The following is a 22,305-nucleotide window of genomic DNA, read 5'->3' as shown; positions in this document are numbered from 1 at the left end:
ACCTCAACTAATTTTGGCTTTTATTGTAGCTCATAAGAAGCCAAAATGGATTTTCGGTTTCGGCTCTATGCCTCGGGAGTCTCGACTCGGTACGCAATCTATTTAAGCAATTTCACTATTGAAAAGTGGCATTGCTTTTTTCTTTGGTCTTTTATACAGTCTAAAAATAATAAAAATGCGATTTTTGAAGTTATAAAAGTTGCGATAGCCATATGAAACTCTTTTAATCAGTTTAACTTTTTGATTAATTCCTTCAATCGCTCCATTATTGAATTGAGGGGTTCCAATCGTATAAGCAATGATATCCTCATACTTTCTGTAGAAGCGTAACACTTTCCATCCATACATTTAAAACATTGTTTTAACAGTTTTAAATACACTGCTATCTCTTGGAATCTTAAAAAAGTAATTCGCGATAAACGTTTTCCGTGTTTGTGTATTCGGTTTGGATTCGAATGATAACAGTGAGGACAAGTCATAGGCTTGTATGAAAGGGTACCAAAGATGACGTTAGATTTCTTACCTCTAATAACTACATCTTCTTCAACTTTAGTGATTTTAATATTATTATCTTTAATTTTTAGTAACTTTAATATATCATTACACATAGGCGCAATATGTCTCCTTTATTTTTGGTTTAGTCACTTAAAATTATAGAGGCATTTGCGCTATTTTTGTACAAAAAAGCAGGATGACTTATATCATCCCACCATAAAAAATGAAGAACCGTTTTTTGTATCAAAAATAGGACCAGTGTTTGAATCACCGGACCTATTTAACACTTATAATATTTACTTTAGATATTCAAATTTGTAATGGTCGTTGTTTATTTATCGCCTTGATTGTCTTTCATTTCTTGATCTAATTCTTTCACGAGACGTTGAATACCTGGATGTTCTAAATGAATACCATCATAAGCAAAGTAATCCGTATGGCCTACGCCGACTTTATTCCAATCCACTAATGTGACATGCTTATGTTTATTAGCGACTTTTTTCATTAACTGATTAACATGATCTTTATAGTCACGTGGCACTGTCGTATTAATTAGGTAAACATCCGCTTTATCAAAATCTTTCACAATTTCTTCTAACTGCGCTTCATTGAAATCACCGTTTGTACCAATTTGAATGACGACTGGTTGCCCTGCTTTATTGTAATCTGTATATTTCTTAGCAACGTTGAGCGCAACACCCATAGAACGCCCGACTTCTGCGTCAATGGTTGGTTTTTGATAATGATCATCTAAATAATAGCCCATTCATACTGTTAATGAATCCCCAATAAATAGAGGTGATTCTTTTTTAGGATCAAAAGATTTTTCATCAGTTGTTTTATCTTGCTTTTCAGGCTCGGGCTTTTTAGGTTTTTCTGTCGATTTATGATTTGTTTTATAAGCCGTTGCTTTTTGCTCTTGTTTTGCATAACCATCAAAATGTCCAGTTAATACAAATGCAGTTAACACAATGGCAGCTAAAACAAGTGGTGTACGAATAATCGAAGTCACTATTTTCTCTTTAAGGAAGAACGTTCTAAAACCATATCTTCTGAATGGCGTTTCAACAAATCGATAAGAAATTTCTGCCATAACAAACGTTAATACGACATCAATAATATACATGTAAAATGGGTACTGACCCGCTACAAAGTGATGGTGTACAAATGTAACGATGACAAAATGCCATAAGTATAAACTATACAATCTTTTCCCTATATATAAGAAAAGTGGATTACCCATAAATCTAGAAAGTAAGCCCGATGGTTGTACTACACTTGCAATAATAACTAAAGTCATTAATGAAATGGCGTAAAAGCCACCGCTATACAGAAAGTACTGTTGCTCATTCACAGCATAGAATAACCATAATAAAGCACCTAATGCGATGATACCAAAAATATCAATCAGATTTCTCCCAAGTTGTGGTGGCTTAGCTTTCAACTTAAATGCTGGCCACACAAATGCAAAGATAACACCTAATAATAGCGTTTGTAATCGTGTATCTGTTCCAAAATATGTACGTGAGTTATTCGCACCTGGTGCGGATAAATAAAACATTAATGCTGCTGAAGCGATAGAAATGATAGCGAATACGACAACGACCCATTTTTTTCGTCTAAATAATTTTAAAAATAACATTAAAATAATAGGATAAAAAATATAAAATTGCTCTTCTACAGCTAAAGACCATAAGTGCTTAAGTGGCATAGGTTTAAATTGATCAAAATAATCAACATCTTGGAAGATATACCACCAATTTGAGATGTAGAGTAAAGCTGCTATCGCATCACCTTTAATTGACTCTAAAAGCTTAGGGTCAAATGCTAAGACGTAGAGTACTGTAAATAAAGTAACAAATAACATTGCTGGGATTAAACGCTTAAACCGTTTAATCCAAAAATTCACTAAATTGATTTCACCGTAATTTTCATATTCGAATAGTAGTAAAGATGTAATTAAATAACCTGAAATAACAAAAAACGTATCTACACCTAAAAAACCACCAGATAGCCATTGAGAATTAAGATGATAAATGATAATCCCTATAACTGAAATCGCACGCAAACCATCTAAACCCGGCAAATATCGTGGAGGATGCTTCAATCGTTTCATTCCAGTAAAATTATTATGAGACATAGCTGATTTCTCCTATTCCATTTTTTTAAGGAACGATTTATAGATATACGCCCTTCAATTTACCACAAAAATAGTAGATTTTAAACCGTGAGTCGATGAGGTTTTGCAAAATAAAATAATCTTATGCTTCAAAGTTCTTTTTTATTTTTGTTTGGGCATTGTATAAAATAAGTATGCTATTAATTTATCATATATACATTTTCATTGCATTTTTGAAGGTATTTATAATACATTAACTATGAGATTGTTAAAAGGAGTCACCTATTTATGACAAATGTGAAAAAAAGAGATGCATTTTTTGATAATGCACGTGCTGTTTTAATATTTCTTGTCGTTTTAGGACATTTAATTAGGCCTTATGTTGATACTCATATTGCGATTAATGCATTATATTTGCTTATTTATAGTTTTCACATGCCCGCCTTTCTATTCATCTCTGGCTATTTCGCCAATAATGTGGGTAAATCTGGTTACATAGAAAAAGTAGGCAAAAAATTGTTAGGTCCATATCTCATCTTTTTTGCGTTCTTTTCAATTTATTACTTTATTACAGGAAAAAATAGTGAGTTAGACTTAGATCCATTTGAACCTGTTTTTGCACTATGGTTTTTATTAACACTGTTTTTCTTTAACGTCATTATCGTGATTGTCCGGCAGTTTAAACCTAAATACGTTTTACCTATCGCCATCATTGTGGCACTATTAGCAGGTTTTTCTTCAAATGTAGGAGACTATTTAAGTTGGTCACGTACACTCGTATTTTTCCCTATATTTTATGTTGGGTATTTATTAAACATTGAATTTAGCCATTTCGTTAAGATGAAACGTTTTATTCCTATCTCTATTTTAGTTTTAGTAGGCTTTTTTGTAATTTATATCGTTCATCCTATCGATGCGGACTGGCTATTAGCAAGTACACCATACAAACACGTGGACGGCATGCATGTACTGATGAGTCCGCTAAAAAGATTATCTTTATATGGTATTATCTTTGTCACGATGTTCTCTTTCTTTAACTTAGTGCCAAGACATCATCATTGGTATACTTATATAGGATCAAGAACAATGTATGTTTATTTATTACATGGCTTATTTATCGGTGCCATTCGAGGCCACCAATTTTATCCTTTTATTGATACGCCAATTTTAGGATTACTTTATAATATAGTACTTTCAGGCTTTATCGTTTGGTTATGGTCGAGTGATTTTGTCGCGAAATGGACGAATCCTATGATTAATTTGCAACGGCCATCAAAGTTTAAACCTTATTTTTAGAGAAGATACCATTTAGAACATAATCATGTGTATGTATCGTTGACTATCATTTTAGATAGCTTCTCATGCGTACACATGTTATTCTAAATGTTAACTTCTCTTTTTTTAGGACGTGATTTAAAAATGAAATTAGAACTCAATACATATGCACAATATTTAAGAGCCCCGAGTATCCGACAATTTTCAAGTCGAATTAATCAGCTAGATGATGTCATTAACCTTACAGTTGGCCAACCTGATTTTAATATGCCCGATATTGTTAAAAAGGCATATCAAACGGCTATTGAAAATAATCAGACGACCTATTCACATAATAAGGGACGATTGGATACACGTGAAGCAGTCTCTCAATACTATCAAACACGTTTCAATATCCATTACGACCCTGAAGAAATCATTATTACTAATGGCGCTTCTGAAGCATTAGACACTGTACTGCGCTGTATCATCAATCCAGGTGATGAAATTCTACTTCCGGGTCCTGTTTATGCTGGCTATATTCCTTTAATTCAGACGCTCGGTGGTAAACCTATATTCATGGATACGCGACAAAGTGGCTTTAAAGTGACACCTGAACGCATCAAACAACATATCACGCCAAAAACACGTGCGATACTGCTCAATTATCCATCTAATCCTACTGGCGCCATACTTTCTGAAGCAGAAGTGACGGCACTCGTCGACACTTTGAAAACATTGCCGATTTTTATTATTAGTGATGAAATCTATGCAGAAAATACATTTCACGCCACACATACGTCGTTTGCACGCTTTGAATCCATTCGGGACCAATTATTGCTGATTAATGGTTTAAGCAAATCACATTCAGCTACAGGCATCCGTATTGGCTTTTTATCTGGCCCTCAATATTTAATAGACCGTTTAACATTTATGCACGCTTATAATTGTATTTGTGCCAATGTTCCGGCTCAAATGGCTACGATTGCTGCATTAACTGAGGCTACAGATGCGCCTCAAACGATGAATGCAGCATATATGAAGCGCCGTGATTTCTTGATTGAATCATTAACAGATATGGGCTTTGAATTAGAAGGGCAACCTGAAGGAGCGTTTTATATCTTTCCTAACATTCAAAACTTTACCGATGATGACTTTGCATTTTGTGTCGATGTTTTAGAAACCGTTGGCGTCGCTATGGTTCCTGGATCTTCTTTTACGGATTATGGAAAAGGTTATGTTCGTATTTCATATGCCTATGATATGAAGTCATTAGAAGAAGGCATGGCGCGCTTAAGACAATACCTACAAAACAAATATGCAGACCGTTTAATCAACTAAAAAAGTCTCCATTATAGACATATCATTAAAATAATGAATAAGCTTGTTTGCTTAAAAATACTTTATTCACTAAAAATCAGAGTGATTTAAGATAATTAAAAACACTCATCTATAATTTCCTTTACAAACTAAAAAAGCCGATGGACACATTGATTACCTCACGTCCATCGGTTTTTATTTTTGATGACTTTTCCTTCTTTTCAACTTATGGGAATTTAGGGAATTGATCGAAATCAGGATCACGTTTTTCTTTAAATGCGTCTCTGCCTTCTTTTGCTTCATCTGTTGTGTAATACAAGAGTGTTGCGTCACCTGCAAATTGTTGCAATCCAGCTAAACCATCTGTATCTGCATTCATTGCTGCTTTTAAGAATCGTAAAGCTGTTGGAGAATGACGCATGATTTCTTTACACCATTTCACTGTTTCATCTTCAACATCTGCTAAAGGAACGACTGTATTCGCCATACCCATGTCAAGTGCTTGTTGTGCATCGTATTGACGACATAAATACCAAATTTCACGTGCTTTTTTGTGTCCTACGATACGTGCAAGGTAGCCTGAACCATAACCTGCGTCAAATGAACCCACTTTTGGTCCAGTTTGTCCAAAACGTGCATTATCTGCAGCAATTGTTAAATCACATACGACTTGAAGAACGTTTCCTCCACCGATAGCATAACCTTTAACCATCGCAATAACCGGTTTTGGAATGACACGAATTAAACGTTGTAAATCTAATACATTCAAACGTGGGATTTGGTCATCTCCAACGTAGCCCCCATGACCGCGTACTTTTTGGTCTCCACCTGAACAAAACGCTTTGTCGCCTTCTCCAGTTAAAATGATGACACCTACACGCTCGTCATCACGCGCACGTGTGAAAGCATCAATCATTTCTTGTACAGTATTAGGTGTAAATGCGTTATGTACATGTGGACGGTTAATTGTAACTTTTGCAATCCCTTCAAAAAATTCGTATTTAATTTCTTTATACTCTTTTAATGTTTCCCATTGTCTTTCCATGGTTGGCCTCCTCTAGTAACCTTTAATAAACTCCAATAATATTGTATCAAATTTGGGTGAATCTTCCACATGAACCGTATGGCCTACGCGTTCTACAATTTCTAAACTCGCATTAGGTAACGCCGCTTTCATTTGATGTGCAATCGATACAAACTTCTCATCCCATTCACCAACAATCAATTGTACAGGTAACTCTAAAGTATTCAACTGATCCCATAAATTCGGCATATGGCCCGTTCCGTAATCTGTTAAAGCTTTAATTAAGCCTGCTGTGTTCTGTGCCATTCTTAACTGACGCACTTGAAGCTGTTTCGATTCAGATATCCATCGTTGTGTCTGAAATAATGGCAACTTCTCCCAATCATTCACAAATACTTCGAGCCCTGCAATCTCAAGGACACGTGCACGTGCTGCATCCACTTGTTGTCGCTCATGACGTGCGACAGGATCTTGAATTCCTGGAGAACCACTTTCGAGTATTAAACCTGACAACAATGAAGCGTGATTGAGTGCATAATAAAGTGCTACCCGCGCCCCCATTGAATAGCCGTGTAAATAAATAGCTTGGCTTTCAAATTGTTGAAGCACCAAATGCAATTCAGAAGTAATCCAATCAAAATCCCATTGAATATCCATGGGAGATTGATCTTGTCCGTGTCCTGGAAGATCGACACAAACTACGTCCGCTTCTCTTGTCAATATCTCGATATGTGAATCAAATGTGCGTTGATCACTGATAAACCCATGTAGCAATACTAAAACCTTGTTGCTCGGTTGTTGTGCCCGATGCCAATTATAATGTAACATTTACAATTTCACTCAATTTCTGATAAAGATTTTGATGGGCGTCATAATTTTTTTCACGATTCGTCATCACTTCAAACAATGTTGGTGTCATCGTCGTCAAATTAGCATATTCAAATGCCTGTAAGTCTTGAATACGCTTAAAATTAAAATCATAAAGTAATGCAGTGTATTCAAAGTTCAACCCTGTAGGTGTTCCGAATAAGCGTTCAAAATGTTGGGAAGCACTCTTTTTCTGTGGTAAATATGAGAAAATACCGCCTCCATCATTATTGAGTAGCACAATATTCATATGAATGTCATTCAATTTAGACATAAGCAGACCATTCATATCATGGTAAAAGGCAATATCCCCAATAAGTAATGTTACTTTTTGATGAACAGCCATACCTAAAGCAGTTGAGACAACCCCATCTATTCCGTTTGCACCTCTATTGGCATAAATACGACCGCGTTGATTAAAATATAAATTATCAATATCACGTATTGGCATACTATTGCTTACAAACAAACAGTCTTCATCCGTTAATTTATCCAGTAACTGACTCACATATGCAGACTCATCATTAGCGTTTTTTTGATGCTCCGTAATCGTTAAACGGGCTTGTTCTTCCATATTTTGCCATTGACTCAGCCACATTTTACGATATGTGCCAGGCACCTCACCTAAAGCTCTAAAAAAGTCATTCGGTGACATTTCAAAAAAGTAATCCGGTTTTTTAGGAAATGCGTCTACGTTTGAACTGTTTTGAACTAAAATTTGATCTGCATCTGTTGTTTTCAACCATTGATTTAATTTTTTAGATACGACCGGCTTTCCTACTCTAATAACAAAATCGGCTTCAATTTCAAGTCCAGCACGCAAAAGTAAATCATAGGTTGCAATCACATTTGGATGTTGTGTGGCACGTATGCCATTTAATGCATCCGCAAGTATCGGTAAATCATACACGGTAGCAAACGTTAAAATTTGTGATATATCTTGATGTTGCATATCACCAACGACAATTAAGCCTTTCGCTTGCTTCAATGTTTTTTCAATACGACTTAAATCTATTGATTTTTGATATTTAGGACGGTCATACGTCTCTGTTTTCAGTAAGTCTAAACGTGATAAGTCGGGTGTAAGGGGCTCGCGAAACGGCAAATTAAAATGGACAGGCCCTTGTTGGGGTCCGTCAAAATATTGACTCGCTTTTTGGATTTGATATGCGTTGAATTCAGTCATATGCACTGTACCATCTGCTATTGGCAAATCGCATTGAAACCGAACATAATTTTGAAACATCCCCACTTGATTAATCGCTTGTGGTGCCCCTACATTTCGAAGCTCATGTGGTCTATCACTCGTTAATACGACAAGTGGCAGACGACTAATATGGCTTTCTGCGATGGCAGGGACATAATTCGCAGCGGCAGTACCAGAAGTACATACGATTGCAACCGGACGTTGACTTCCCTTCATTAATCCTAATGCAAAAAAAGCAGCACTTCTTTCATCTGGATGAATCCATGTTTTAATTTCAGGATGACACTCCAACGCCAAAGCGATTGGTGTCGAACGAGAACCTGGACTAATCACTACTTCTCGCAAGCCATACGCATAGAGCTCAGAAACGAAATGAAAAACTTGTTCTGTTAAATCACTTTGATTAGTCATACTCAGTCACCCCTAGTGCCTCCATCATTGGTTTAAATTTTAAAGCTGTTTCTGCCACTTCTTCAGCTGCATTAGATTCTTGAACAATACCTGCACCAGCAAAAAGCAAGGCTTGATGTCGGTTCATTAACATCGAACGAATCGCCACAATAAACTCACAATCATCATACATATCAATCATGCCTACAGGTGCCCCGTATAAACCACGTGCGCCGAATTCATGCGCTTCAATATAATCTAATGCACGCGCTTTCGGGTAACCCCCAAGTGCAGGTGTTGGATGCAAATCATCTATCAATTCGATATATGATTTTTGTGCAAGTGGGCCACCTATCTCTGTATATAAATGATATAAATGATCATTTTTTAAAATTTTAGGTTCCTTATTATAGTCGACATGCGTCGTAAAAGGTCGTATATCTTCGAGTATGCTTTCGACTACAATTTCATGTTCAACTAAGTTTTTTTCATCTTTCAGAAAAGCTTCGACATGTGCTTGGTCTACTTTTTCATCATGCGTACGACGAATTGTTCCTGCAACGGCTTTCGTAGATAATTCCCCGTTAGTAACTTTAAACAATTGTTCCGGTGTTTGAGATATAAAAACATCTTCTTCGGATTCTAAAACAAATAGATAACTGTTTTTTTCATTTTGTAAAGCCCGATAAAGTATCGTTGGAATACTTAAATCTGCATCAAATTGCACCATACGTCTGCGCGATAACACAATTTTTTCATCATGAGCTAACTGTTCTGTTGTCTTTGCAACTAAAGCTTCCCACTCATCTTTATATATGTCTTCCATACGTTTCACCGGTGGCGGTGTCGTATCTTTTATTTCTATTGTTTCTAAATGATTCAATTGATCGAATAGCGCATTAAATTGATCTATAGAAAACGTTTCTTTTTGTACTGTATAAGTTAAAAACGTTTCATCGTTTACTTGTGATATTAAAACTTCAGGCAAAATAAAGTGATTCACACCAAAACGGCGCCATTCATCCCCCAGACGCTTTGTAGAAAACTGAAACCCCCCACAAATTCGTAAATGATGGCGCTCAGAATCAGGATGGATTAATGCAATGTTGTCTTTAAACTTTTCCCATTCTTTAAAAATAGAGCGTTTATTTGTGAAATCATTTTTAATTTTTGTTGCAACACGGTAACCAAAAAAAGTTGTTTTACTATCATTTAACTGAAAGTAAAAACGATCTCCTGCATCTTCTTTTGACATTTCAAACAACGTAATCGGATCCAATTGCTTTTGCAACTTCACTTCAATCGAAACCCATTGCTGTGTCGTTTGTTTGACCGCATCCATGATTGCCTGTTCACAGACGTCAACAGTCATCTCATTCTCACTTCTTTCATCATAATCAAGTTTCATCCATTACTCCATTCTAACATTTTTAATCGTCGTTGTGTTCGCAAGTGTCTTTCTTATAATATTATTATTGATTTAATAGTAAAATTTATTTATAATAGGCATGTATTATAAATATTATAAAAAGAGGTTATTGATATGGCGACTGAATTTGAAAAACATTCAACATTTCACAAATACTGGTTACTCATGCGCCCACATACACTCACTGCTTCTGTTGTTCCAGTTTTAGTCGGAACTGCAACTGCTAAACTTTTTTTATTAGGCAGCGAAGATCATTTACGCTTTAGTCTATTCTTAGCAATGTTGGTCGCTTGTTTACTCATCCAAGCTGCTACGAACATGTTTAATGAATACTATGACTTTAAAAAAGGTCTAGATGATCATGAGTCAGTTGGTATCGGTGGTGCCATTGTCCGTAACGGCATGACACCTGGACACGTTTTAAGACTCGCACTCATTTTTTACGTCATCGCAGCTTTACTTGGACTATACTTAGCAATCCAAACTTCATTTTGGTTAATACCTGTCGGACTTTTATGTATGGCAGTAGGCTACCTTTATACAGGCGGGCCATTCCCAATCTCATGGACGCCCCTTGGTGAATTATTCTCTGGTGTATTCATGGGGATGATTATTATCGTCATCGCTTTTTACATACAAACAGGCAATCTTCAAAACTATGCTTTTTGGATTAGCATTCCAATTGTAATTACTATCGGCCTCATTAATATGGCTAATAATATTCGTGACCGCGTCAAAGACAAACAAAGCGGTCGTCGTACATTGCCTATTTTATTAGGCAAACGTGGCTCGCTTATTTTTATGGCAACATGCTACATTTTAGCATATCTATTCGTGATTTATACGGCACTTTTCAAAGATGGTGGATCCCTCTTCTATTTACTTGCATTGTTAAGTTTTCCACTGCCAATCAAAGTTTATCGCCGTTTCAAAAAGAACGATACGCCACAAACAATGATGCCGGCAATGGCAGCAGCAGGAAAAACAAATACATTTTTCGGTGTTTTGTATGCATTAGGCATTTATATCAGCGCTTTACTGGGTGGCGTATAAAACCTCCAGTACGCATTCATTTTATGTGATTAATTTTTAAATCATGACGGGTGTGGAAGTACGAAATCTCGCTTCAATGATGAGATGTCACTTCCCACCCTTTTCTTTTTTCAAAAGTCTCTTGTAGACTATCAATTTCATTGTAATGATATATAGCGATATATACAAATGTTTTAATCCGCTTTAATTTGAATTAACTGATGGCGATAATTAAAAAATTGTCGATAGCTTAAATAAGTTGCAACAAGCGCTGAAATGATCGTTGCCGTTGTATGAATAAAAACAACCATGAGTTGAAATTTAATCGCTTGTAAAGGTGGAACACCGGCAATAATAAGCCCAGTCATCATTCCTGGAATAGAGACTAGCCCGTATGTTTTTACTGAGTCGATTGTCGGAACAATTGCTACTTTAATACTCTCACTAATTGCATCTTTTGCAGCTAATGAAGGTCCCGCACCTAACGATAATTTTGCTTCAATAGATTCTGTCTCTTTCGTAAAAATCCGATCTAAATTTTGATAACTCAAATTAATCGCAATCATCCCGTTACTCCCTACCATACCAGCAACCGGAATAATTTCATTCGGCTTAAAGCTTATCGCACCAGTTAACAGAACGCCTCCTAAAGAAAGAACAGCACCTGTCATTATTCCAGCAAACGAAACCCAAAAAACATGGTGCATAATTTTTGAAGCACGTTTTCGTGTATTCGCTGCAGCATTAATCATAATGACTACTATCAAAGCAATAACAATCCATACTTGTTCTAACTTGAAGACAAATTCTAACAAATAACCAATAATGACCAACTGAATCACTGCACGTATCGCAGCAATAATTAAATCTTTTGCGATATGCAATCTTTCTTTAAAAGAAATCAGTATCGGAATCAATAACAATAAAGACGTTAACAACAAAGAAGTTGTACTCATCATAATCATTGTTCCTCCTTTGTGATGGTGCCGTTTGTAATCTCAAGTTGTCGATGAAAATGACGGTGACTTTGCTCTGTATTATGTGTAATCCACATCACAGACATTCCTTCTTTGACTAAATCAAAAATAAACTTTTCGATTTTTTTGCTATTAATATCATCTAGCGCACTCGTCGCTTCATCCAGTAAAAGCAAATCTGGCTTGAACATCAATTGACGCGCAATCGTCACGCGCTGTTTTTCACCGCCCGACATATGATGAACAGAGTCTGAAAGTTTATATTTTTTTAAGCCCATCGCATCTAATAAATATTTCGCACGTGATTTATCAAATCCTTCTTTTCGTGCGTGTGATGGAAAAATGAGATTATCTCGTATTGTATCACCGAAGAGTTCAACCGATTGTGGTAAATAACTAATTTTTTGTCTTAAAGCTTCTGGTTCGTATGTTTCATAAAGCTCATTTTTAAACTGTATCGTTCCTTCCGTTGGACTAATCAAATCAGCTACTATTCTTAATAGCGTACTTTTTCCGCTACCAGAAGGTCCTACAACTGCAATTGCTTCACCTTGATCTACACGGAAACTGACATGATCTAAAATCCGCTGATCATCGATACAGTAACTCACATTTTTTACGTCAAGCATCTACCTTGTTCCCACCTTTATATTTCATATAGCGATAACGATGACCGTACAACATTTTATCTTTTATTGTTTCAAAGCCCATTTTTCGATAGAGTTGGTATGCCTTTTCATTGATATATTCACAATTCAAGCCCCATGTCGCGTGATTATCAGATGATAAAAGGTAGCGCATTAACTGACGCGCAATACCACGTCCTCGAAACTCAGGAAATGTCGCAATTGACTCAATATAAATATCATCTTCATCTGCCTCTAACACAGGTAAAGGCGTCGTATGTTCAAGTTCAATAGGCGTATCAAACTGTAAACGCTCCCATTCTTTCTCATATTGTGCTTCATTTTTCCCAGGATATGCCACAATCATACCTGCTACTTGTTGGTTTACCTCATAGACATGAACATGTGTCAATGCATTTCGATAATGCACATCCGTAATACTTTTCATCAGTGCATGGATAACGGTCGATTTAGCATAACGTTGCACAATTTCCAATTCCATATCTTGCCATATCATGTAGGTCAATTCTGCAATCGCATGTGCGTCTTCATAAGTTGCTTTTCTAATCATAATTCTCCACACCTCTTCTATGTAATCCCTTTATATTTTAGTCGATATAACGCAAGATTTGAAATAAATAATTTAAATTAGCAAATGTACGTTCTAATTTCACTTCACAAAACAGAACATATGTTCTATAATTGGTGTGAGGTGATTTTCAATGAAAGATAAAACACTGCCAACTGCGTATCAATCCGAAACCGATTATCGAAAGATTCCTAGACAATATTTAAATGCGAGCATCCCTCAAGGACGCGGTATTGTGAAATGGGCGCCCTTTGCGACACTACCCGAACAATTTTCAGAGATTAAACAATTCGAAGCCAATCAACTAAAAATAGACCGCCCAGATTTAAGCGAAGATCAAATCAACGAAATCAATCAAATGCTGCATTTTAAAATTGCTAAAAACGCCTTCACTCAAATTAGCTATTGGCGTTCCGGACAGATTCATACCATTCAAGGTTACATTGCAAGCATTAACACATTAGAAAATACATTGGTCATTGCGAATGAACGACGTACCGATCAACTCACAATTGGCTTAAATGAACTTTATGGTGTCGAATAATATAGAATAAAAATAATCCTATCGTTAAGAAAACCATCACGATAGTTCTGACACTCATACATTAAAACGCACGTCATCTCGCGTGTCTTACATTCATATACCCGAAATTTTGACAATTATTTTATTTTCTACATATTTATTACAATAAAAAAAGAAAACATGAAGTACTATATTTGATATCAGGCAGTAGGAAACGCGCACACTATTTTTATAACGCATCTAAAGATAATTTGTATCTTTTAAATGCATTGAAAGATACGATATCGCTAAGTCTTCGTGTAAGAGTGACTAAAAATAGATTTAAAACACTGATAAAACGATTGATTGCTTTTAAATTAACACGTAAAACCCCTATTCTCTTATAAATGTAAAATAGTTTTTCTGGGAAACGATTCAAAAAAACCGTTCATATGTATATGATCGTTTTTTTCGTTAGGCCAAAAGGGACTTCAATTTTTATAATGCCCCTTATACTTTGAATAGCAATATTGTTGTAATAGGTAAGTTTGATAGGTTGTAAGGATTGGACACCTGCATTTAGTCTTATCCTAGCTAAAAACGGCTGTACACTTTATATGGTGGTTATGTGTCTATAATAATTAAGTCGCAAACTTCCGATTGCTTCTTCGAGTCTCGCTTTCCCAGGCGCCTTACCTCAACTAATTTTGGCTTTTATTGTAGCTCATAAGAAGCCAAAATGGATTTTCGGTTTCGGCTCTATGCCTCGGGAGTCTCGACTCGGTACGCAATCTATTTAAGCAATTTCACTATTGAAAAGTGGCATTGCTTTTTTCTTTGGTCTTTTATACAGTCTAAAAATAATAAAAATGCGATTTTTGAAGTTATAAAAGTTGCGATAGCCATATGAAACTCTTTTAATCAGTTTAACTTTTTGATTAATTCCTTCAATCGCTCCATTATTGAATTGAGGGGTTCCAATCGTATAAGCAATGATATCCTCATACTTTCTGTAGAAGCGTAACACTTTCCATCCATACATTTAAAACATTGTTTTAACAGTTTTAAATACACTGCTATCTCTTGGAATCTTAAAAAAGTAATTCGCGATAAACGTTTTCCGTGTTTGTGTATTCGGTTTGGATTCGTATGATAACAGTGAGGACAAGTCATAGGCTTGTATGAAAGGGTACCAAAGATGACGTTAGATTTCTTACCTCTAATAACTACATCTTCTTCAACTTTAGTGATTTTAATATTATTATCTTTAATTTTTAGTAACTTTAATATATCATTACACATAGGCGCAATATGTCTCCTTTATTTTTGGTTTAGTCACTTAAAATTATAGAGGCATTTGCGCTATTTTTGTACAAAAAAGCAGGATGACTTATGTCATCCCACCATAAAAAATGAAGAACCCTAAAAACGAGGTCTAAAATCGGTACATTGAGTTTCCGAAGAGATTAAGTGATGCATGTCAATCTCTTGATATGACTGGTTTTCAATCAAATAAAAAAGTGTCAAAAAAGTAACTTACACTTTTTTGACACTTGCTTTTCAAAAAGCCTATTAAATTAAGGACTTTGAAGTATAATTTACGGAAACGGAGGGATTCGAACCCTCGCGCCGCTTTCGCGACCTACACCCTTAGCAGGGGCGCCTCTTCAGCCAACTTGAGTACGTTTCCATGGCTCCACAGGTAGGACTCGAACCTACGACCGATCGGTTAACAGCCGATAGCTCTACCACTGAGCTACTGTGGATTAATTTTCAATCACAAATACAATTATAGCAACATCAATGAAGAAATCAATAGAAATTTGTAAAAAAGTTAATAGAACATTTACACTATGCGGATAGATATTCTGTAATCTTTACACTTTGTTTAAAAAGTCTCACCCTAATGCACTTTAGCTTAACTTTCCACTTCTAATCAAGCGCTGTTGAAATGCTTAATTTAATCTATTTATTGCGATAACGCTAAAAATCCTGCGTGTTGCTATATAACATGAGTTTAGGCTACTCGGCCACAGTCATTCAGGTTCAAGCAGCCTAAACGAAAAACTATGAGATATGTTCTAAAGATTTAAAAAATGACTATCATTGTCTTTCTTTTCGCTCATTTCTTTTTTTGCTTTTTCTAATAATGCATATTGGGACAAAGCTTCAAAAATATTAAAGCGCTCTTGACTATAATCAATGGGTTTCTCTGGATTATGCGTTTGGACTTGATTCGATCTTCCCATCAAATAAGCGAAATAAATACAATTTAAAAATTGATGCTTAATGCTATGATGAGAAACATTTAAAATAATGGATTGTTCATTCGCAAAAGTAACTTTGCAGCGAGATCCTTTCATCGATTTTAATTTAACTACATAATGCATGTTAATCCAGCAGTTTTCGGGAACTCTATCGGAATGTGTGGAAAAAAAATAAGTTTGATAAATGGGAGTGAGTAAAATCGGTGTTTTATTGGAGATACTTGCAATACGTTTCGCTTGGCCTTTTCTTCCTGCATAGGTTTCACCATAATGCCTACAACTTCTTTCCATGATACGTTGCGTACGATCATGAACAACAAACTGTTCACCATCATATCTGAAAACCTCTGTGCTCATGAGAATACCGTCAGGTCCATCGACAGGTCTAAGAAACATATCTCCTTTACAAATGGCGTAGGCTGAATTAAATTTATGGTTCATACTAGAACCCCTCCTATTCGTCAAAAGGTGTAGGTTCTCTCTTTCTAATACTTATTATATGTTTATCTTAAGGTAAGTCAATGAGAATTCGTTACTAAAAATGTTTTATTACACAAATATGTTAAAATTCTGTCTTAATTACTTTAAAAATTCAGAAAACTTATTGCGTTTTATGTGTTCATTCGTTATACTGTTTAATAACTTAATTCATACTCAATACACAAAGGAGTGACACATCATGGAAAACCAAACAGATGTAAAAAGACATTTTATTGTAAATTCTGTACACACAATTAACCAGCTTGGTGTTGAACTTGTCATTGAAGAAGCTTTAAAAAATCAAAGAAAGCGAGAACTTCAACAATTAATTGACGCTGCACTAATTGATAGAAATGAACAGGCATTTAATATGTATACTCAGGAATATTTGAAGTTGGAGGAAGTTAACGTTGAGTAATTCCATCACACATTCACTTCCAAATTAAACAGGACTATCCATGATTTATCAATGAATAGTCCTGTTATTTTTATACCATTAACTCAATTAATGCTTCTCGTGGAATATCCCCAAAATAATGGTACATATCATAATCTTTTAGCGCCTCTTCAATTGCATCTTTATGATGAGAAACACCTTCAAGCGCATTTTCTAAATCTGTGACGTCTCCCTCACCAAAGAAATCACCAAATATTTTGGCATGCGCAATGCGCCCTTTTTTCACATCTAACTTCAATTGAACAAACCCTTTATCAAACTTATGTTCTCGCTCAAAGTTATATTTAGGATTTTTACCATAATTCCAGTCCCATGTTCGATATTTTTCATTACTTAATTTTTCAATATTTTTCCAATCTTTTTCAGTTAATGGATAGGATTCGACTTCGGCATCACCAAACAGCTTTTTCAAAATGATTGATTTGAACGTTTCAATATCTAATGGCTCATCTAAAAATTCTTGAATATTTGCCACACGTTTTCGAACAGATTTAACACCTTTAGACTGAATTTTAGCCGGATTAACACGCAATGCATTTTGAACTTCATCCAATTCACTGTTTAACATCAAGGTGCCATGACTAAACATGCGGTCCTTAACTTTGACCATTGCATTACCCGATATTTTCGCTTGCCCAACTTGAATATCATTACGCCCTGTTAACTCTGCTGCCACACCTAACTCATTTAATACTTCTACGATAGGCTGTGTAAATTTTTTAAAGTTATGAAAGCTATCTCCATCATCTTTAGTAATAAAACTAAAGTTTAAATTCCCAAAATCATGATAAACCGCGCCACCGCCTGAAATTCGTCTTACCACATCAATATGATGTGCGTCAATATAAGGGTGATGCACTTCTTCTATCGTATTTTGATTTTTCCCTACAATAATAGAAGGTCTATTGATATAAAATAAAAAATAACTGTCGTCTTCGTCCATCGGCACTGTTTTCAACACATACTCTTCCATAGCTAAATTTAAAGTTGGATCTGTATGATTGTTGTTACTAATAAATTTCATAATACGTACACTCCTTTCCCAAAATATGCCCTTATCTCAGTTATGCATGATTCCAATTATTTTTTCCAATAATTCACCTTAAAATTTCTCATAATGTAACTATTTTCGGAAAAATGACGTAAATTGTTTATTTAAAATGTAAATTTTAGTACAATAAATGCTAGTTAATTTCTAAAGGGGGCTACGATAATGACAATCGCTGAAATAGGAGATATTGTAGAATTCTATGATGGTATAAAAGGAAAAGTGGAAAAGATTAACGACAATTCTGTTATTGTTGACTTAACAATTATGGAAAACTTTAATCAATTAGATTTACCAGAAAAAACCGTTATTAACCATAAAAGATATAAAATTATTGAACACAAAGGATAAATTCGTATGAAAAAAATAAATAAGTCGCTACTTTGGTTTATACTCAGTTTTATTGCCTTTCACATTATATTATTTATTATGTGGGGTGAACATGAAGTTTATTGGCAGTTGTATACAGGCATTATGCTGATTGCTGGAATTAGTTATGTTTTTTACCAACGTGATTTTGAATCTAAGCGTTTAACGACGTCGATTATTACAGGACTTATTACAGGTGTTGTCCTTGTCCTAGTCCAAGTCATTTTTTCTTGGATTACAAGTGACTTATCCTATACGTCATTAATTCGACAGTTATCGCGGACAGGCGTTTACTTCAAATGGCAAATGCTCGTCACATTGCTTTTTGTTATGCCTTGCCACGAACTTTATATTCGCTCAATTCTGCAAAAGTCAATCACGCAGTTGACACATCGCGCTTGGCCTGCAATTTTGATAAGCGCATTACTTTCTAGTTCATTTTTTATCTACCTTGATCAATGGTGGATTGTCATCTTTATATTTATTTGTCAGTTAATCCTCAGTTTGAGTTATACGTATACACGCCGTATTGTCACAACGACAGTAGCCCAAATTGTAGCGGTTGTAATTTTGTTAATTTTTCATGGTTAATTTCAACAGCAAATGTTGCCGTTTTACAGGCCATTTGCTGTTTTTTTATACCCGTTTGCCCTATCACGTTCACCCCAAAAATATAGGAGACCATACCTCAATCTATCAAAAAGCCTTATAACATTACGTATATGAAATAAATATAACGCTCATTTCCATCCTTCAACGATTCCGTAAACCACCTATTTTTTAAATCTATTAATTCTGATAAATATATATTTTTTTATTATCAAAAATATCATTACAGTTGTTTAACGTCATTTTTTAAATATCATAAATTTCTATTTAAACATATACGTTTAATTAAAAGCTTTAATTTAAATCTTTGTAATTAACAATCTGTTGTGATAGAATTTTTACACGATTAATTAATCGATTAATCAATAAATTTGAATTTGGAGATGATAGTTTTATGAACAAGCATTACCCAACTAAGGCTAGAACACTTTCTCGTTTTTCGATTAGAAAATGTTCTGTAGGTACCGCCTCATTCTTAATAGGTACCGTTGCATTTTTTGGTATTCATCACGAAGCATTTGCGGCAGAAAATACGCAACAACCTGTGACCGTTAACCAGATACAGTCACAAGATAAAGAAGATGCATCTAGCACGCAAACCGAAACAAATAACGATAGTTCCTCAACTGATGAAAATGCAGCAAAAGAAGCGTCTGCATCACAACCGAAAGATAACGCAAATACTCAGAATGAAAATGCACAGTCTCCTGAAAATCAAGAATCTGTGTCAAAAACAAATCAAACAGAACAAGAAAGTCCAGAAAAAGCATCAACAGAAAGTGAGCAATCTACAAATACATCTTCAACAACAGATTCTGAAAACGCAACAACAGAGAATAAACAACCTACGAATTCAACTGAAAAACAACCTTCAACTGAACAACAGCAAACACAATCTAAAAAATCCCCAGCTTCAACATCTACTGAAAAAGAAGCAACAGATACTCAAAATGTGAAGGAACAACCTACAAATACTGAGACAACTAAAGATCAAAATACAGAGAATCAAAATATAGAGAATCAAACTGCAAAAGAACAAAATCCAAACACGCAAGCGTCTAGCAATCAAAATTCAACAGATCAAAATACAACACCTGAAGAAAACCTTTCAAATTCTAATACACCTCAAACGAATACGACACCATCTACTCAACCTGTTGAATCTTCAAACACAAACACTCAAAGCCCATCTACAGAAAGCTTACGTACCACACAATCACCTAATACATCTTCTGAATTAAAAAAAGTTAAAGGGACAACAAAATTACGTGCTGTAAGTAAAAATGAAGCACAACCAGTCGCAGCCGGTGGTTCAAATGTAAACGATAAAGTCCACGCTACAGACATTTCTACTTCTGAAACATATATTGAACCGAACAACTCAGGAAGTTATTATTTGAGAAGTAAATTTAACGTTGATGGCCAAGTAAAAAGCGGTGACTACTTTACTGTTGAAATGCCAAAAACAGTCAATGTCTATGGGGATACACGATTTGACCCAAATCATCAAGAGAAAATTAAAAATGCAGATGGTCAAGTGATTGCGCTTGGTGATTACGACGTTCAAAATCATCGTATGACCTATACTTTTACTGATGCTGTAAATAATTTAACGAACATCTCAGGTCAGTTTAATTTGACACAGTTTATGGATCGTAAAGTCGCAACAGACTCAAAAGTCTATCCTTTGAACTACAAAGTTGCGGGTGAAAGTTTAGATACACAAATCAATGTGAATTATGGTAAATATTATAACGTTGGCGATTCTAACCTTAAATCAATGATTACACTTGAAGATCCGGATAAAGGCGATTATGAACAATATATTTATGTCAATCCGATGAAACGTACAGCTAAGGGAACAGTTGTGGCACTGCAATCTTACCAAGATGATCCAGCTAAAAGTAATGGTCAATTAGATCCTAAAAATTCTAAAATCCAAATTTTCAAAGTCGGTCCTAATGACAAATTAAATGATAGTTTTGGTGTAGAAGATAGTCAGTATCAAGATGTTACAAACCAATTCAACATTAACTACTATAAAGATGGATTAGCTTATATCAATTTTGGTAATTTAAATGGTGCACGTTACATCGTTAAAGTGACAAGTAAAGAAAAACCTGATTCAAAAGCAGATCTTAACTTACGCTCAACAATGTACACGCAAAACCAATACAACCAATACGATCGTTTGACTTGGGATAATAATATTTTAAAAAGTAGCTCAAGTGGTACAGCAGATGGCTCACAAGCAGTCTACTCTCTCGGCGATAAAGTCTGGGATGATATCAATAAAGATGGTATTCAAGATAGCAATGAACCCGGCATTGCTGGCGTAAAAGTGACTTTGAAAGACAGTAACGGAAATGTCATTGATACGACAGAAACGAATGCAAACGGAAAATACTCTTTTGACAATTTACAAAACGGTAATTATAAAGTGAGTTTTGAAACACCTGCAGATTATACACCTACCAAGTCAGATGCTGGTAACGATGCCCTCGATTCTGACGGTCCAGTAGATGCGATGGCTATTATTAGCGATGGAAATAACTTAACAGTAGACCAAGGGTTCTATAGAACAGAAACACCTAAATATAATGTGGGTGATAAAGTTTGGGAAGACTCAAATAAAGATGGTATTCAAGATAATAACGAGCCTGGTATTGCCAACGTAACCGTTACACTTAAAGATGCAGATGGCAACATCATCGGTACACAAGTGACTGACGAAAATGGTAAATATTTATTTAAAGATGTCGCAGAAGGTGAATATACTATTGACTTTGAAACACCTAATGGTTATACACCAACGCTTACTGGTCAAGGCTTTTTAAATACAGACTCAAATGGTAAAACAGCAAAAATTCTCGTTGATGCTGACGATTATACTATCGACAGTGGCTTCTATAAATCAACGCCTGACCAACCATCACCGGACAATCCAGATAATCCGGACCAACCGTCACCAGACAATCCAAATAATCCGGACCAACCGTCTCCAAATCAACCGGACAACCCAAATCAACCATCACCGAATGAACCAAATCAACCTGGTAATCCGGACCAACCGTCACCGAATGAACCAAACCAACCTGGTAATCCGGATCAACCATCACCAAATGAACCGAACCAACCCGGTAATCCGGATCAACCATCGCCGAATGTACCAAGCCAACCTGGCAACCCAGACCAACCATCACCGAATGTACCAAGCCAACCTGGCAACCCAGATCAACCGTCA

The 22,305-nt window shown here is 35.5% G+C and carries 17 protein-coding genes, 2 tRNA genes and 3 pseudogenes; 8 read left to right on the top strand and 14 right to left on the bottom strand.

The annotated features are described in order from the left end of the window. Nucleotides 1-102 precede the first annotated feature (102 nt). Both HMPREF1208_RS11720 and HMPREF1208_RS02155 read right to left on the bottom strand, forming a co-directional pair. Nucleotides 103-339, bottom strand: a pseudogene (locus HMPREF1208_RS11720) (transposase); the annotation flags it as partial. 487 nt (nucleotides 340-826) lie between these two features. Then, nucleotides 827-2,635: pseudogene (locus tag HMPREF1208_RS02155) on the bottom strand (acyltransferase family protein). 267 nt (nucleotides 2,636-2,902) lie between these two features. On the opposite strand from HMPREF1208_RS02155, the gene HMPREF1208_RS02150 reads away from it, so the two are divergent. Then, the gene (locus HMPREF1208_RS02150) at nucleotides 2,903-3,910 is read left to right on the top strand and encodes an acyltransferase family protein (RefSeq protein ID WP_016424701.1); all 1,008 of its coding nucleotides are present in this window, start codon (nucleotides 2,903-2,905) and stop codon (nucleotides 3,908-3,910) included. Nucleotides 3,911-4,033: 123 nt separating this feature from the next. Next, on the top strand, nucleotides 4,034-5,209 hold the full coding sequence (locus tag HMPREF1208_RS02145) for an aminotransferase class I/II-fold pyridoxal phosphate-dependent enzyme (RefSeq protein ID WP_016424700.1): 1,176 nt from the start codon (nucleotides 4,034-4,036) through the stop codon (nucleotides 5,207-5,209). A 205-nt stretch (nucleotides 5,210-5,414) separates the two neighbouring features. On the opposite strand, the gene menB is transcribed toward HMPREF1208_RS02145, so the two are convergent. From menB to HMPREF1208_RS02125, 4 genes are read right to left on the bottom strand one after another with little or no spacing between them, the layout of a single operon-like run. Further along, nucleotides 5,415-6,233, bottom strand: coding sequence for a 1,4-dihydroxy-2-naphthoyl-CoA synthase (menB, locus tag HMPREF1208_RS02140; RefSeq protein WP_016424699.1), 819 nt, complete (start codon nucleotides 6,231-6,233; stop codon nucleotides 5,415-5,417). A gap of 12 nt (nucleotides 6,234-6,245) precedes the next feature. Beyond that, nucleotides 6,246-7,040 carry a 2-succinyl-6-hydroxy-2,4-cyclohexadiene-1-carboxylate synthase gene (gene menH, locus HMPREF1208_RS02135; RefSeq protein WP_016424698.1) on the bottom strand — a complete coding sequence of 265 codons (795 nt, stop codon included), beginning with the start codon at nucleotides 7,038-7,040 and terminating at the stop codon, nucleotides 6,246-6,248. Continuing rightward, the gene (gene menD / locus HMPREF1208_RS02130; protein WP_016424697.1) at nucleotides 7,027-8,697 is read right to left on the bottom strand and encodes a 2-succinyl-5-enolpyruvyl-6-hydroxy-3-cyclohexene-1-carboxylic-acid synthase; all 1,671 of its coding nucleotides are present in this window, start codon (nucleotides 8,695-8,697) and stop codon (nucleotides 7,027-7,029) included. Before menD ends, menH begins: the two co-directional genes overlap by 14 nt. After that, a complete protein-coding gene (locus tag HMPREF1208_RS02125; protein WP_037559214.1) occupies nucleotides 8,690-10,048 on the bottom strand; it encodes an isochorismate synthase in 1,359 nt (452 codons plus the stop codon). The genes menD and HMPREF1208_RS02125 overlap by 8 nt, the downstream gene beginning before the upstream one ends. 171 nt (nucleotides 10,049-10,219) lie before the next feature. Here HMPREF1208_RS02125 and HMPREF1208_RS02120 point away from each other — a divergent pair, with 171 nt between their 5' ends. Next, entirely contained in the window at nucleotides 10,220-11,158 is a 939-nt protein-coding gene (locus HMPREF1208_RS02120) for a 1,4-dihydroxy-2-naphthoate polyprenyltransferase (protein ID WP_016424695.1), read from the top strand. A gap of 173 nt (nucleotides 11,159-11,331) precedes the next feature. Here the strand turns inward: HMPREF1208_RS02120 and HMPREF1208_RS02115 are convergent, their stop codons facing one another. From HMPREF1208_RS02115 to HMPREF1208_RS02105, 3 genes are read right to left on the bottom strand one after another with little or no spacing between them, the layout of a single operon-like run. After that, complete coding sequence (locus HMPREF1208_RS02115) at nucleotides 11,332-12,096, bottom strand: ABC transporter permease (protein ID WP_081635158.1); 765 nt, start codon at nucleotides 12,094-12,096, stop codon at nucleotides 11,332-11,334. 2 nt (nucleotides 12,097-12,098) lie between these two features. Then, a complete protein-coding gene (locus HMPREF1208_RS02110; protein WP_016424693.1) occupies nucleotides 12,099-12,743 on the bottom strand; it encodes an ABC transporter ATP-binding protein in 645 nt (214 codons plus the stop codon). After that, nucleotides 12,736-13,311, bottom strand: a complete 576-nt coding sequence (locus HMPREF1208_RS02105; protein WP_016424692.1) for a GNAT family N-acetyltransferase — start codon at nucleotides 13,309-13,311, stop codon at nucleotides 12,736-12,738. The genes HMPREF1208_RS02110 and HMPREF1208_RS02105 overlap by 8 nt, the downstream gene beginning before the upstream one ends. Nucleotides 13,312-13,462: 151 nt before the next feature. Here HMPREF1208_RS02105 and HMPREF1208_RS02100 point away from each other — a divergent pair, with 151 nt between their 5' ends. Further along, nucleotides 13,463-13,873 carry a YolD-like family protein gene (locus HMPREF1208_RS02100; RefSeq protein ID WP_016424691.1) on the top strand — a complete coding sequence of 137 codons (411 nt, stop codon included), beginning with the start codon at nucleotides 13,463-13,465 and terminating at the stop codon, nucleotides 13,871-13,873. 754 nt (nucleotides 13,874-14,627) lie between these two features. Here the strand turns inward: HMPREF1208_RS02100 and HMPREF1208_RS11710 are convergent. From HMPREF1208_RS11710 to HMPREF1208_RS02080, 4 genes and pseudogenes are all read right to left on the bottom strand, one after another. Beyond that, nucleotides 14,628-14,864 (bottom strand): annotated as a pseudogene (locus HMPREF1208_RS11710) (transposase); the annotation flags it as partial. 568 nt (nucleotides 14,865-15,432) lie between these two features. Beyond that, nucleotides 15,433-15,521: transfer RNA gene (locus HMPREF1208_RS02090), tRNA-Ser, on the bottom strand. Nucleotide 15,522: 1 nt separating this feature from the next. Then, a tRNA-Asn gene (locus tag HMPREF1208_RS02085) sits at nucleotides 15,523-15,597 on the bottom strand. Nucleotides 15,598-15,912: 315 nt separating this feature from the next. Beyond that, entirely contained in the window at nucleotides 15,913-16,539 is a 627-nt protein-coding gene (locus HMPREF1208_RS02080; protein ID WP_016424690.1) for a competence protein ComK, read from the bottom strand. Nucleotides 16,540-16,777: 238 nt separating this feature from the next. Between HMPREF1208_RS02080 and HMPREF1208_RS02075 the strand changes: the two genes are divergently transcribed. Continuing rightward, nucleotides 16,778-16,996, top strand: a complete 219-nt coding sequence (locus tag HMPREF1208_RS02075) for an IDEAL domain-containing protein (protein WP_016424689.1) — start codon at nucleotides 16,778-16,780, stop codon at nucleotides 16,994-16,996. A gap of 70 nt (nucleotides 16,997-17,066) precedes the next feature. Here HMPREF1208_RS02075 and HMPREF1208_RS02070 read toward each other — a convergent pair whose 3' ends face one another. After that, nucleotides 17,067-18,059, bottom strand: coding sequence for a lipoate--protein ligase (locus HMPREF1208_RS02070; RefSeq protein ID WP_016424688.1), 993 nt, complete (start codon nucleotides 18,057-18,059; stop codon nucleotides 17,067-17,069). 189 nt (nucleotides 18,060-18,248) lie between these two features. Between HMPREF1208_RS02070 and HMPREF1208_RS02065 the strand changes: the two genes are divergently transcribed. The 3 genes from HMPREF1208_RS02065 to HMPREF1208_RS02055 form a co-directional block, all read left to right on the top strand. Continuing rightward, on the top strand, nucleotides 18,249-18,434 hold the full coding sequence (locus tag HMPREF1208_RS02065; protein WP_016424687.1) for a YkvS family protein: 186 nt from the start codon (nucleotides 18,249-18,251) through the stop codon (nucleotides 18,432-18,434). Nucleotides 18,435-18,440: 6 nt separating this feature from the next. Next, the gene (locus HMPREF1208_RS02060) at nucleotides 18,441-19,043 is read left to right on the top strand and encodes a CPBP family glutamic-type intramembrane protease (RefSeq protein ID WP_016424686.1); all 603 of its coding nucleotides are present in this window, start codon (nucleotides 18,441-18,443) and stop codon (nucleotides 19,041-19,043) included. A gap of 412 nt (nucleotides 19,044-19,455) precedes the next feature. Continuing rightward, nucleotides 19,456-22,305 (top strand): SdrD B-like domain-containing protein (locus tag HMPREF1208_RS02055; RefSeq protein ID WP_016424685.1); only part of this gene is annotated, 2,850 nt, incomplete at its 3' end.

Origin of the sequence: Staphylococcus sp. HGB0015 (assembly GCF_000411275.1) — a bacterium.
GTDB classification, from domain to species: Bacteria; Bacillota; Bacilli; order Staphylococcales; family Staphylococcaceae; genus Staphylococcus; species Staphylococcus schleiferi.
This window is presented reverse-complemented; position numbering and strand designations above follow the sequence as displayed.

Excerpts from the sequence above, each read along its gene's own strand:
- HMPREF1208_RS02100 (WP_016424691.1), top strand. The coding sequence starts at position 13,463 with ATGAAAGATAAAACACTGCCAACTGCGTATCAATCCGAAACCGATTAT.
- HMPREF1208_RS02060 (WP_016424686.1), top strand. The coding sequence starts at position 18,441 with ATGAAAAAAATAAATAAGTCGCTACTTTGGTTTATACTCAGTTTTATT.
- HMPREF1208_RS02125 (WP_037559214.1), bottom strand. The coding sequence starts at position 10,048 with ATGACTGTTGACGTCTGTGAACAGGCAATCATGGATGCGGTCAAACAA.
- menD (WP_016424697.1), bottom strand. The coding sequence starts at position 8,697 with ATGACTAATCAAAGTGATTTAACAGAACAAGTTTTTCATTTCGTTTCT.
- HMPREF1208_RS02150 (WP_016424701.1), top strand. The coding sequence starts at position 2,903 with ATGACAAATGTGAAAAAAAGAGATGCATTTTTTGATAATGCACGTGCT.
- HMPREF1208_RS02110 (WP_016424693.1), bottom strand. The coding sequence starts at position 12,743 with ATGCTTGACGTAAAAAATGTGAGTTACTGTATCGATGATCAGCGGATT.
- menB (WP_016424699.1), bottom strand. The coding sequence starts at position 6,233 with ATGGAAAGACAATGGGAAACATTAAAAGAGTATAAAGAAATTAAATAC.
- HMPREF1208_RS02075 (WP_016424689.1), top strand. The coding sequence starts at position 16,778 with ATGGAAAACCAAACAGATGTAAAAAGACATTTTATTGTAAATTCTGTA.
- HMPREF1208_RS02115 (WP_081635158.1), bottom strand. The coding sequence starts at position 12,096 with ATGATGAGTACAACTTCTTTGTTGTTAACGTCTTTATTGTTATTGATT.
- menH (WP_016424698.1), bottom strand. The coding sequence starts at position 7,040 with ATGTTACATTATAATTGGCATCGGGCACAACAACCGAGCAACAAGGTT.
- HMPREF1208_RS02105 (WP_016424692.1), bottom strand. The coding sequence starts at position 13,311 with ATGATTAGAAAAGCAACTTATGAAGACGCACATGCGATTGCAGAATTG.
- HMPREF1208_RS02120 (WP_016424695.1), top strand. The coding sequence starts at position 10,220 with ATGGCGACTGAATTTGAAAAACATTCAACATTTCACAAATACTGGTTA.
- HMPREF1208_RS02070 (WP_016424688.1), bottom strand. The coding sequence starts at position 18,059 with ATGAAATTTATTAGTAACAACAATCATACAGATCCAACTTTAAATTTA.
- HMPREF1208_RS02145 (WP_016424700.1), top strand. The coding sequence starts at position 4,034 with ATGAAATTAGAACTCAATACATATGCACAATATTTAAGAGCCCCGAGT.
- HMPREF1208_RS02065 (WP_016424687.1), top strand. The coding sequence starts at position 18,249 with ATGACAATCGCTGAAATAGGAGATATTGTAGAATTCTATGATGGTATA.
- HMPREF1208_RS02080 (WP_016424690.1), bottom strand. The coding sequence starts at position 16,539 with ATGAACCATAAATTTAATTCAGCCTACGCCATTTGTAAAGGAGATATG.